General features: G+C 67.8%; 6 protein-coding genes and 3 pseudogenes. All 9 read right to left on the reverse strand.

Translation table 11 applies throughout. From position 1 onward, the window contains the following. Positions 1-153: 153 nt before the first annotated feature. Positions 154-2,046 (reverse strand): flagellin, encoded by a 1,893-nt coding sequence (locus tag M0G41_RS18725; RefSeq protein ID WP_425511267.1) that lies wholly within the window; start codon positions 2,044-2,046, stop codon positions 154-156. Positions 2,047-2,066: 20 nt separating this feature from the next. Next, a pseudogene (locus tag M0G41_RS18930) lies at positions 2,067-2,538 on the reverse strand (flagellin N-terminal helical domain-containing protein); the annotation flags it as partial. A gap of 1,173 nt (positions 2,539-3,711) precedes the next feature. After that, positions 3,712-3,963 (reverse strand): hypothetical protein, encoded by a 252-nt coding sequence (locus M0G41_RS15940; RefSeq protein ID WP_248210922.1) that lies wholly within the window; start codon positions 3,961-3,963, stop codon positions 3,712-3,714. 13 nt (positions 3,964-3,976) lie between these two features. Further along, positions 3,977-4,399, reverse strand: coding sequence for a flagellar export chaperone FliS (gene fliS / locus M0G41_RS15945; RefSeq protein ID WP_248210923.1), 423 nt, complete (start codon positions 4,397-4,399; stop codon positions 3,977-3,979). Between the two features lie 40 nt (positions 4,400-4,439). Further along, the gene (fliD, locus tag M0G41_RS15950) at positions 4,440-5,825 is read right to left on the reverse strand and encodes a flagellar filament capping protein FliD (RefSeq protein ID WP_248210924.1); all 1,386 of its coding nucleotides are present in this window, start codon (positions 5,823-5,825) and stop codon (positions 4,440-4,442) included. A gap of 79 nt (positions 5,826-5,904) precedes the next feature. Continuing rightward, a complete protein-coding gene (locus M0G41_RS15955) occupies positions 5,905-6,174 on the reverse strand; it encodes a flagellar protein FlaG (protein WP_248210925.1) in 270 nt (89 codons plus the stop codon). 78 nt (positions 6,175-6,252) lie between these two features. Further along, a pseudogene (locus tag M0G41_RS18935) lies at positions 6,253-6,504 on the reverse strand (flagellin); the annotation flags it as partial. A 1,599-nt stretch (positions 6,505-8,103) separates the two neighbouring features. Next, positions 8,104-8,661: pseudogene (locus M0G41_RS15965) on the reverse strand (flagellin N-terminal helical domain-containing protein); the annotation flags it as partial. A 397-nt stretch (positions 8,662-9,058) separates the two neighbouring features. Further along, positions 9,059-11,140, reverse strand: a complete 2,082-nt coding sequence (locus M0G41_RS15970) for a S8 family serine peptidase (protein ID WP_248210926.1) — start codon at positions 11,138-11,140, stop codon at positions 9,059-9,061. Positions 11,141-11,453: the final 313 nt, after the last annotated feature.

Consider the following 11,453-nt stretch of genomic DNA (forward strand, 5'->3'; position numbering starts at 1 on the left):
GTGGTCAGCGGAATCCATGCTGAAACGGGCCGCACCCGCGAAGGAGTACGGCCCGCCGTGGGCGATGCGAGGGATCCATTCCCCGGCGGCGGCACGAAACCGCCGTCGGGCATGTCGGGCCGTGTGCAGGCTCATCACATCGCCCCGTTTCGCTCAGCGCAGCAGGTTGAGCACGTTCTGCGGCAGCTGGTTGGCCTGGGCGAGGATGGCCACGCCGGCCTGCTGCAGGATCTGGCCGCGGGTCAGCTCGGCGGTCTCCTGGGCGAAATCCGCGTCCAGGATGCGCGAGCGCGAGGCGGTCAGGTTCTCTGCGGTGGTCTGCAGGTTGTTGATGGTGCTCTCGAAGCGGTTCTGGATTGCGCCGAAGTCCGAGCGCAGGCCGCTGACCGAGGTCAGTGCCGCGTCGACCCGGATGATCACCTCGTCGGCGCCTTCGGGCGTCAGCACGTTGACCGCGCTCAGATTGCCCTGGGTCGGCTGGAAGGTGGTGCCCGCAAATCCAAGGCCCGCCGGCGGAGGCGTGGTGGCCAGGGTGCCGCCCAGATTGAACTCGCGCGCCGAGCGCAGAAGCAGGGTGCCATTCGGATTGACGCTGGCGTACACGCCGCTGGCATTGTCGTTGATGGCGCGGGCAAGCGCCGCGGTATCCTCGAAGGTGCCGGAGATCTGGATCGGCGCCGAGGGCGGCACGGTGATGCTGAAGTCGCCCGGGGCGAGGGTGATCGTGCCGGCGCCGACGCCGGCGGTGCCCGTTGCGTCAACGATGCCTGCCGCCTGGGCGTTGGCATCGGTACCCGAAATGGTCACCGCGGGCGAGCCCAGGGTGTTGTTGGTGATGCTGAGCGTGCCGGCGTTGTTGGTGACCGTGTAGCCGCTCAGCTGCGACTGGATATCGGCAGCCAGGGCGTTGAAGTCGGGGTAATCCTGATCGAGCAGCACGGCGTTGCCGTCCACCTGGAAGCTGGCGTTGGTGGTCACCGTGCCCGAGACGTTGCCGAAGCCGGCTGCGGTCGCATTGGCGTTGGCACCGGTGATGGCCACCGGCGCCGAGCCGTCCAGCCGGACGATCTCGATGGTCGCGCTGTTGTTGACCACGGAGTAGACCGTGCCGGTGGGGTCGAGCTGGGCCTGGATGGCGGCGGCCACCGCGTTGAAATCGGCGTAGTTCTGGTCCAGCGTGATCGGCGTGCCGTCGACGTTGAAGGTCGCGATCGTGGCCGGAGTGCCGGTGCCGCCCGGCGTGCCCGTCTGCTCGAACAGCCCGGCGTTGTTGGCGCCGAGGTTCGGATTGGTGATGACCACCGGCCCGGTGCCCGGAGTGTTGTTGATGATCTCGAAGTTGGTACCGGCGGCATTGACCGTGTAGCTGTTGCCGGGGACCGCATTGAGCTGCGCCTGCAGCGCACTCGCCGCCGCCCCGAAGGAGCCATAGTTGCCGGTCAGGGTGACCGTCGTGCCGTCGACGTCGAAGGTCGCGCCGGTGCCGCCGGCTGTGCCGGGGCTGGCAGCCACGCCCGCGGTGATGGCGTTGGAATCGGGATTGGTGATGGCGACCGCATTGGCTGCGTTGCCGGCACTGTTGGTGAAGATCAGGCTGTTGGTGCCGGCATCGAACGAGGCCGTTGCGGTGCTGCCGGCGGCGACCAGCTGGTTGTTGACATCGGTGGCCAGGGCCGTGCCGCTGGCGTAGGTACCAGTCAGGGTGATGCCGACGTTCAGCGCACTGTCGTTGACGTCGAACTGGGCCAGCGCCCCGGTGCCAGAGAAATCGGCGGGGTAGCTGAGGGTCAGCGACTGCACGTTGGAGCCATTGAAGGCGCCGCTGAAGTCGCCGGCCTGCGGCCCAGCGCCGAGCACCGCCGCGGTGAGCTCACCGCCGGCGCCAAACAGCCGGTTCGAGACCGGCAGCGACAGGCTGCCGTCGGCCGAACCGGCGGTTCCGAACAGCAGGGTGGAAGGCGCAACATCGATGGTGCCGCCGGTAGCCGTGGCGCCCAGGGCGCCGGAGCTCGCTGAAGAGATCGCGCCGAGCGCGGTCAGCCGCATGCTCGACTCGAGGGTCAGGCTGATGGTCTCGCCGGCGTTGGCGCCGACCTGGAAGGTCGCGCTGCCGAAGCTGCCGTCAAGGATCTTCTGGCCGTTGAACGAGGTCTGCGCCGCGGTGCGGTCGATCTCGGCCAGCCGCTGCTGGACCTCGGCGTCCAGCGCGGCGCGGTCGGACGGGCTGTTGGTCGCGTTGCGCGACTGCACGGCCAGTTCGCGGATGCGCTGCAGGTTGTTGCCGACCTCGGCCAGAGCGCCTTCGGCCGTCTGCGACAGCGAGATGCCGTCATTGGCGTTGCGGATGGCGACGTTCAGGCCACGGATCTGGGTGGTGAAGCGTTCGGAAATCGCCAGGCCGGCGGCGTCGTCCTTCGCGCTGTTGATGCGAAGGCCCGAGGACAGGCGCTGCAGGGCAGTCGCCAGCTCAGCGCCGGACCGGCTCAGATTGCGCTGGGCATTGAGCGACGGGATGTTGGTGTTGATGACTTGTGCCATGGGGGCCTCTCCTCGGTGTCGGGTGCCGGTCGCGGATCGACTCCCGCCGGCGTCCCGGATGACAGCTGTGCGCGCCGTGCATACGTGGACGGTGCTGCCCTAGCGAGAAGCGTGCCAAGCGTTGTCCGGGCGGCTGGTCCGGCGTCGAGACGGCTTGCCGTCGGCGGAGAGAACGAGGTTCGTGGCCATTCAAGGCATTGAAAATATTGTGCTATTTCACCATCCGGCGGAACGGCATGTGGTTGAGTTCGTGCCGCCGCTGCGCGCTTTCCGTGGGGCGGTTGACGGCCGGTGTCAAACCTTTGGCGCTGTCGCGCTCGTCGCCCGGAAACCGTCCGACGGGGCGCTCAGGCAGGGGCATGGGCAGATGACAGGCAACGCGAGTCTCAAGCGGATAGCGCAATCCGGGCGCATCCTTGCCGTTCGCCCTGGCCGGCGAATGGGGCCTTTGTTCTGGATCCAGAGCCGGATCAAGATCAACATCAAGGGCGTTTCGAACCGTCCTTCGGCCGGCCCGAGTCACTTCTCTTTGCGTGCCCAAAGAGAAGTAACCAAGAGAAAGGGCACCCCGGTCAGGCGCCTTCCGGGCTTCCTGCCCTCCAGGTACGCGGTCGGGTTCCGGGGTTTTTCGACAGCACGTCCTTGTACTGGCGAAAAACACGCGCGCATCGTGCGCGCGTCCCTGCGGGCTGATCCTCCACCCGCCCGCCGCCAGACAGGGGCCCCGTTGATCGGCCATCCTGGCCGCACAGCCTGTGCACCGACGGGGCAGGGCTTTTCAGGCGGCGTGTCGCGGAACTTGGCCCTTGAATCTCGAAAACCTCATTGCGCGTGGGTCCCGTGTGCAGCGCCGAGTAGCGCAGGAAGCCGGCGGGGAAAGGCGTGGATGTTTGAGCGCAGGGATGCGCGAGTTCACGCCGGCCGCCGGGTTCCGAGCAACGCAGGGAACCGGCATTGCGCAGCAATGACGGCGCGGAAGTCGGGTCGGCTTCTCTTTGGTTACTTTCTCTTGCCGATCAAGAGAAAGTGACTCGGGCCGACCGCAGGTCGGTCTGAAAGCTCTTGATCCTGTTCTTGATCTGGCTTCGCCCGAAAGGCCCGATTCGCCGGCCAGGGCGAACGGCAAATTTGCGCCCGAACCACGCGTTCGCAGGCGACGCCGGCGAACCGCCGCTACTTCCGGTAGGCCTGCACGCCGCGTTTCGAGGCGCCGAGTTGGGACAGCTCGGCGGCGGCCTCGTCACGAGAGCCGCGCATCAGGCTGGCGAGCTGCTCTTGCCGGCCGATCAGCTCTCGAAGCGTCTCGGCGGTCCAGGCGTCCGCGGGCACGGCCCGCAGGCTGCGGTCGTGCTCGGCCATCAGCGTTTCGGCGTCCTCCCAGCGCTCCTCACGGCAGGCCGCCTCGATCAGTTCGAGGCGCTGCAAGAGGGGGGCGGGGTCAGCCGCGGCGGGGCTCGTCGGCGCCATCGGCCGGGGCGGTGGGCACCGAGATCTGCTGGAAGGCCTCGCGGATCGGCGTCAGCAGGCGGATCACCGACTGCAGTTTGGCGACGTCATTGCCCGCATTGGCCTGGACCAGCTGAGCCTCGGCGGTGGTGTACACCGAGGACAGCTGCTCGGCGATGGCGCCTCCGCTCTCGAAGTCCAGCGAGGCCTGCAGGGCCTCGAGGATGGTCAGCACGGAATCGATGGTGCGCAGCTTTTCGGCCATCTGGCCGTTCTGGATCTGCGACTCGGCGACTTTCAGACGGTCGATGATGCCGCCAAGCAGGAGGGCGAGCTTGCGCTCGGGCGGCAGCTCGACACCGCTGTGGATGGCGGCGGATCGGTAGGCGTCTGCGCTTCCGCGCGGCGGATACATCGTCTCTGCTTCCTGCTTCCTGCTTCGTGTCTTGACCAGCTTACCCGTTCGAGGGTGCCAATGCGCTGAGCTGCTGGGCGAGGAACTGGCTGGTGTTGTTGAGCTGCGCCACGAGGCTATCCAGGGCAATGAACTGCTTGCGGTAGCGCTCCTCGACCCCAAGCAAGCGCCGTTCCAACGCGTCGCGGTCGCTGCTGACATCGCTCAGCGCGCGCTGCAGGGAGTCGCTGCGCAGGGTCAGGATGCCCTGCGGGCCGATCACCGAGTCCAGATAGCTGGAAAAGCCCGAGGTCAGCGCGGCGTTCTCTCCCGAATAGATCGAGATCAGCGCGTCGGGATTGGCCGCCAGGCTGGCGCTGAAGGTGCTGGCATTGAACGTCAGAGAACCGTCGACCGCGGTATCGATGCCGAGGTCGACACCCGCCGCCGAGGCGGCCCGGAAGGCGTCGCTGATGAAGTTGCGCAGCTGGCTGCCGGCGCTGCGGACGAAGGCATCGCCGTTGAGCGCCTGGGCGGTGTTGTTGTCCGGGTCGTAGGCCGAGACCTTGCGCAGGGTGCCAAGCGCCGCGTTGTAGGCCGTGACGAAGCCCTGCACCGCGGCTTGCGCGCCGCTGCGGTCCTCGCTGACCGACAGGCTGAAGCTCTGCCCGACCTCGGCCTTGCGCAGGGTCAGCTCCAGCCCATCGATGACGTCTTCGATCACATTGCGGGATGCCGTGCGCTGCACGCCATCGACAAAGAACACGGCATCCGCGGCGGCGGTCTGTTCGGTGAGGGTGCCGGGCGCCGGCGCATCCGGGTCGAAGGTAAAGGCGCTCAGCGAGCTTCCGCCGGCGGTCTGCTCGATCGATATTTCGCCTTCCGAGCCGAGGCTGCCCGAGGTCAGGCTCAGGCTGAAGCCGTCATCGCCGCGGACCACCGCGGCCTGGACCTTGCCCGATGCGGCGCTGTTGATCGCCGAAGCGAGGGCATAGATATCGCTGTTCGACTCGCTGACCACAACGTCGAAGCTTTCGCCATCGACCGTGAACGACAGCGTGCCGGTGCCGAGCGCGGTGTCGGCCGCGGTCACCACGGTTGGGTCGGACTGCAGCTTCTGCGCGGTGGCCAGCGACTGGATCTCGATGGTGTATGAGCCCAGCGCCGGCGTCTGGCCGCTGCGGATCGTGGCGGTCAGTCGTTCGGCGTCTCCCGAGCTGACCTTGCGCGCCTCGAAGGCGGTCCCGGCGCGGAGCTTGTCGACGGCGGTCTGCAGGGTCGCGAAGGCCGAATTGACCTGACCGACGGCCGAGATCTGCGCCTTGGTGCGTGCCTCGCGGCGATTCAGGGCGGCCGAGGGGGCAGCGCGTTCTGCATCGACCAGCTGTTTGACCAGGTTGCCGATGTCCAGGCCCGAGCCCAGGCCCACATTGGTGACAAGCGCCATGGCGTCCTCCCGTCAGGGCTTTTCGATGGTAACGCGGGTGGAACAGCCGTCCGTGGCTGCCACCTGAAGCGGGTTGCGATCAGGCCTGCCGATCGCGTGAATCAAGAGCGTCGCGAGCGAGCTGCAGGGCCTCTTCGCGCGGAATCTGCCTGACCACCTCGCCGCTCTGCACGTCGAGGACCTGGACCACCACGCGACCGACATCGCTGTCGACCCTGAAGCGCAGCTGGGTGCCCGCCGTGGCGTTGTCCAGGAACCGCTGCAGCGAGCGCGCATCCGGCAGGCTGCCGGAGCCGGGCGTGCCGTAGGCCGGCGTCGCCGTGGAAATCGGAGGAATGCCTGATGCCATGACATGACCCTCTTGCGATAAAGCCGGCCCGGGCTTGCGCCCAGGCCGGCTGCGTTACTGCCTTGCGTTGGCGAGAGCTTAGCGGAGCAGGCTCAGCACGTTCTGCGGCAGCTGGTTGGCCTGGGCCAGGATCGCCACGCCGGCCTGCTGCAGGATCTGCGCGCGGGTCAGGTTGGCGGTCTCGGCGGCGAAGTCGGCATCCAGGATGCGCGACCGGGAAGCGGCCAGGTTCTCCGAGGTGATCTGCAGGTTGCTGATGGTCGACTCGAAGCGGTTCTGCACCGCACCGAAGTCGCTGCGCAGCGAGCTGACCGACTGCAGGGCCGAGTCGATGCGGACGATCGCCTCGTCGGCAGCCGAGGTGGTCAGCACATTGACCTCGTTCAGCGAGCCGTTGCTGGTGGTCACCTCGCTGGTGCTGAAGCCGAAGCCGGTCGCGTCCGAGCCGCCGACGGTGAAGGCCAGGGCCGACTGCAGCTGCAGCTTGCCATCGGTGGTCGCCGAGGCGAACACGCCATTGGCGTTGGAGTTGATGGAGTTGGCGAGCTCCTGGACGCTGGCGAAGGTGCCACTGAAGGAGCTGGTCTTGCCGGTGCCGTCGAGCAGGGTCAGGTTGGTCACCGAGACCGAGCCCGCGCCGACACCCGCGGTGCCGGTGGTGTCAACGAATCCGGCCGCCTGCGCATTGGTGTCGCCGCCGCTGATCGCCACGGCTGCCGAGCCCGCGGTGTTGTTGGTGATCACCAGGTTGCTGCCGTCCACCGACACGGTGTAGGCCCCCGAGGCGACCGCGTCCAGCTTGGCCTGCAGCGAGTTGACGTTGCCGGTGGCCAGGTCATTGATGTCGGTGTAGTCCTGGTCCAGCGTGATGGCGTTGCCATCGACCTGGAAGGTCGCATTGGTGGTGATCACGCCGGTCGCCGGACCGAAGCCAGCGGCCGTGGCGCGGGCATTGGCCGAATTGATCTGGACCACGCCGCCTGCGGTGCGGGCGATGCTGATCTGACCGCCGTCATTGGTCACCGAGAACACGCCGGTATTCGGTCCGGCATTCAGCTGGGTCTCGATCGCCGACGCCAGGGTGTCGAAGTCGGCGTAGTTCTGGTTCAGGTTCACGGTAACGTCGGTGACGCCGTTCTCGACCACGAAGGAGCCGGCGGTGGCCGGGTTGTTGGCGACGGAGCCGGTCGAGTTGGTGATGCCGGCGGCGACGGCGATATCATTGGCTCCGGTGATGTTGACGGCGGTGGAGCCAGCATTGTTGTTGCGGATGACGATGTTGCTGCCGGTCAGCTCGACCGTGTAGGTGCCCGGGGCAGCGGTGTTCAACGCGCTCTGGATGCCGTTCGCGAAGACCGTCGCGCTGGCGCTGAGATCGGAGGTCAGCGTGATGGCGTTGCCGTCGACGCTGAACTGCGCGCCCACGGCGCCACCGGCGGTGCCGCTCGAGTTGGCGATGCCGAGGTTGTTGGTGGAGTTGGCATCGGCACCGGAGATAACCACCGCGGTGTTCGCGTTGGCGCCGCTGTTCGTGAACTTGATGGTGTTGCTGGTGCCGTCGTACGCCGCGGTGACGGTGGAAGCAGTAGCGCCGAGCTGATTGTTGATCGCCGTGGCAATCGCGCCACCATTCGCATAGTTGCCGTTCAAGGTGATGCCGACGTTCAGGGCACCGTCGTTGACGTCGAACTGGGCCAGGGCGCCAGGTGCGCTGAGATCAATGGTGCCTCCGGCGGGGACCAGAGTCTGGGTATTGCTGCCGGACTGGGTGGCGGTGGTGAAGTTGGCGTTGGCCGGGACCAGGGTCTGGGTTGCGCTGACGCCGCTCTGGCCGAACAGGCGGTTGGAAGCGCTGAGGGTCAGGCTGCCGTCGGCCGTGCCGGCGGTGCCGAAGCTGAAGTTGCTCGGGGTCACCGACACGCTGCCGCCGGTGGCGGTGGCGCCAAGGCCCACGGAGACGGCTTCGGCGATCTTGCCGATGTTGTTGGCGCGGCTGCTGGAGTCGAGGTTCAGGCTGATGACCTCACCGGCGTTCGAGCCGACCTGGAAGGTGGCCTTGCCGAAGGTGCCGTCGAGGATCTTCTGACCGTTGAAGGAGGTCTGCGAGGCGGTGCGCTCGATCTCGGCCAGGCGCTGCTGCACTTCGGCGTTCAGCGCGGCGCGGTCGGAGGCGGAGTTGGTGGCGTTGCGGGCCTGCACGGCCAGCTCGCGGATACGCTGCAGGTTGTTGCTGATCTCGCCCAGCGCGCCTTCGGCGGTCTGCGACAGCGAGATGCCGTCGTTCGCGTTGCGCACCGCGACGTTCAGGCCGCGGATCTGGGTGGAGAAGCGCTCGGAGATGGCGAGGCCGGCGGCGTCGTCCTTGGCGCTGTTGATGCGCAGGCCGGAGGACAGGCGCTGCAGGGAAGTCGCCAACGACTGCGCACTGTTGGTCAGGTTGCGCTGGGCGTTGAGGGACTGGACGTTGGTGTTGATGACCTGTGCCATGGAATCTCTCCCGAGGTTGTTGCGTGGTATTGCGGCTGCTTACCGGTGGGTGCAGCGCTTCGACCGACCGGTCCGCATTCGCTGCTGGGATAGTTATCGGCGGCCCTGGGCAGAACTTTAGGGCTGAAGTTTCCGATGCTCCGTTCCGTGAACCGTCTCGCAGTTCCACCGTGGCGGCGCGCGCCACGGCCGTACGCGGCCCGCCACTGTCGGCCGCAAAGCCTTGTGGAGTGCGGTCCGCAGCCCAACGCATGGCGCTGCAGCGAGGCGCGTTCGTGCGTTGCGCACGGGCCCCGGTACCGGCCGATCGTGACGACGTGGCGGCGGTGCGGGTTTTTCCCGATCCAGCGTCTCGTTGCCCTCCGGCCGCACCCCTGACCGGGTGGGCGGCGCGGGATCAGAGCGTGGTGGCGCTGGCGATGCTGCTGTAGGCGCCGAGGTTATTGGCGCGGTCCACGGCGCGGACGCGGAAGCGATAGGGCGTGCGTGCGGCCAGCCCCGAGACCGTGATGGTGGTGGCGCTGGTTGTGATGACCTGGGTGAAGTTGGTGCAGGTCGAGCCCTGGCAGCGCTCGACGCGGTAGCTGCCGACGCCCGAGCCGCCGGCATCGGTGGCCGCCGTCCAGCGCAGTGCGATGGCTGTGCCGCTGCTGGCGGTGGCGGACAGGCCGCCCGGCGCGCCCGGCGGCAAGCGGTCGCTGATGGCCGTGGTCTGGGCGCTGGACTGGACGATGGCGGAGTAGGCACCGAGATTGCCGGCGCGGTCGACCGCGCGGACGCGGAATCGGTAAACGGCGCGGACCGTCAGCCCGGTGGCGGTGTAGGACAGGCTGCTGCTCGTGGCGATCTGGGTGAAGTTCGTGCAGCCGGTGTTCTGACAGCGCTCGATGCGATAGCTGGCGACGCCCGAGCCGATGTCGGCGGCGGCGCGCCAGCTCAGCGTCATGCTGGTGGAACTCAGCGCCTTCAGGCTGGGCGAGCCGGGGGCGCTGGGGGCGCTGGTGTCGGCACCGGCGCCGGCCGTGGTCGCGCTGATGATGGAGGAATAGGCGCTGTGGTTGCCGGCGACGTCGTGGGCACGGACTCGGTAGCGGTAGGTGTTGCCCGCAGCGATGCCGGTGTCGCGGTAGCTGTTGCTGGTGGCCGTGCCGATCTGGGCGAAGCTGCTGCAGGTGCTGCCGGTGCAGCGTTCGATCTTGTAGCCCTGCACGCCGGAGCCGCTGTCGCTGGAGGCCGACCAGCTGAGGTTGACCGCGGTATTGCCGCTGAGCGCCGCAGCCAGGCCGGCGGGGGTGCTGGGGGCCATGGTATCGCTGGGCTGCAGGGCAGTCAGGGCCGAAAGGCCGCGGACCAGGCCGAAGCCGAACTCGGGATCCCGACCCGGAGTGCCGAGGTCCTCGGCGGTGGAGGTCAGGGCGCTGCGGACCTCCGCAGCCGTCCGCTGCGGAGACCTGCTCCAGATCGCGGCCGCCACGCCCGCGACGTGCGGCGAGGCCATCGAAGTGCCGCTCAGCATGGCGTAGCCATTGGCCGGATTCACGCCGCCGGCCGATGGGTAGGTGCTCTGGATGCCGACGCCGGGCGCGACCAGTTCGACCTGGGCATTGCGCTGGGAGAACGCAGCCAGGGCCTTGGTGCTGTTGACCGCTCCGACCGAGATCACGCTGTCGTAGGAAGCCGGGTAGCTGAGGTTGCTGGTGCCGTCATTGCCGGCGGCGGCCACGATCAGGTTGGCACCGGTGTTGTAGAGGCTGGCAAAGCCGCTGCTCTCGATCGAGCTGGACCCTGAGCCACCGAGGCTGAGGTTGATCACCACCCGCTTGTTCTGGGCGCTGCCCGCGCTGGCGCATTGCTGGGCCGCCGAGAGGATGTTCGAGCTGAACGCGCTGCCACAGGACTGGGCGTCACCGGAGAAGATCTTGACCACGTACAGGCTGGCGGCGTGCGCGACGCCGACCACCCCGAGCGTGTTGTTGCGCGCCGCGGCGGTGCCGGCCACGTGGGTGCCGTGGCCGCAGGCGTCACTGTCCCAACCCGCCGGGGAGCCGCCGCTGATGTTGCCGACCAGGTCTTCGTGGGTGGCATTGATGCCGGAGTCGATGACGCAGATCAGTACGTTGCTGCCGGTGGCGCCGCTGCTCCACAGGTTGGTCGAGTCGACCAGGGTGATTCCGTAGGGCACCTGCTGGGCGAAACTGCGGCGCACCGGATCGGGCTCGACTGCCAGCACCTCGGGCTGCTCGCGGAGCACCTCGATCGCCTCGGGTGGCAGGCTGACGGCCAGGGTGTCCATCCAGTCCAGCCGAACGTGGACTTTGGCGCCAGCGGCCTTGAGCAGGGATTCGCCGTCGGCGCTCTTGCCCGGCGAGAACCGCACCATCACTCGCTCGCTGATCTCGGCGGGCAGGGCTGCGCCGGGCAGGGCGAGCAGCAGGGAAAGGGCCAGGGAGCGACGGACCGGAACCATCCACTGCGCCATGAGGGCTCTCCAGGACGCTTTGACTGTGCTGCCGCAGGGCAGGCCATGATGGGCCCGAGCATGCGGCCACGCAGCCCAGCGACATTGCAATGGCGATCACAATCCTGAAACGACCGGCTCCGGCAGGCCCGAACAAGGGAAAATCCTGAATGCCTGCGCAGCGTTGCGGGCGCCGGCGCCTCGGGAAGCAGCTGTCCGAGTGCCGGGGTAGTTTCGGCCGATCCGCTGGCCCGCGGCGTCGCCGTTCGCCCTGAGGTATGCAAGGGCGAGCCCTCAAGGGGGCGGAGGCCGTTCATGCTTCGATACCTCAGCA

Source organism: Pseudomarimonas salicorniae, from assembly GCF_023156535.1.
In the GTDB taxonomy this organism is placed as follows: domain Bacteria; phylum Pseudomonadota; class Gammaproteobacteria; order Xanthomonadales; family Xanthomonadaceae; genus Pseudomarimonas; species Pseudomarimonas salicorniae.

Coding starts and splice junctions, on each gene's coding strand:
- M0G41_RS18725 (WP_425511267.1), bottom strand. CDS start 2,046: ATGCGGCTGACCGCGCTCGGCGCGATCTCTTCAGCGAGCTCCGGCGCC.
- fliS (WP_248210923.1), bottom strand. CDS start 4,399: ATGTATCCGCCGCGCGGAAGCGCAGACGCCTACCGATCCGCCGCCATC.
- fliD (WP_248210924.1), bottom strand. CDS start 5,825: ATGGCGCTTGTCACCAATGTGGGCCTGGGCTCGGGCCTGGACATCGGC.
- M0G41_RS15955 (WP_248210925.1), bottom strand. CDS start 6,174: ATGGCATCAGGCATTCCTCCGATTTCCACGGCGACGCCGGCCTACGGC.
- M0G41_RS15970 (WP_248210926.1), bottom strand. CDS start 11,140: ATGGCGCAGTGGATGGTTCCGGTCCGTCGCTCCCTGGCCCTTTCCCTG.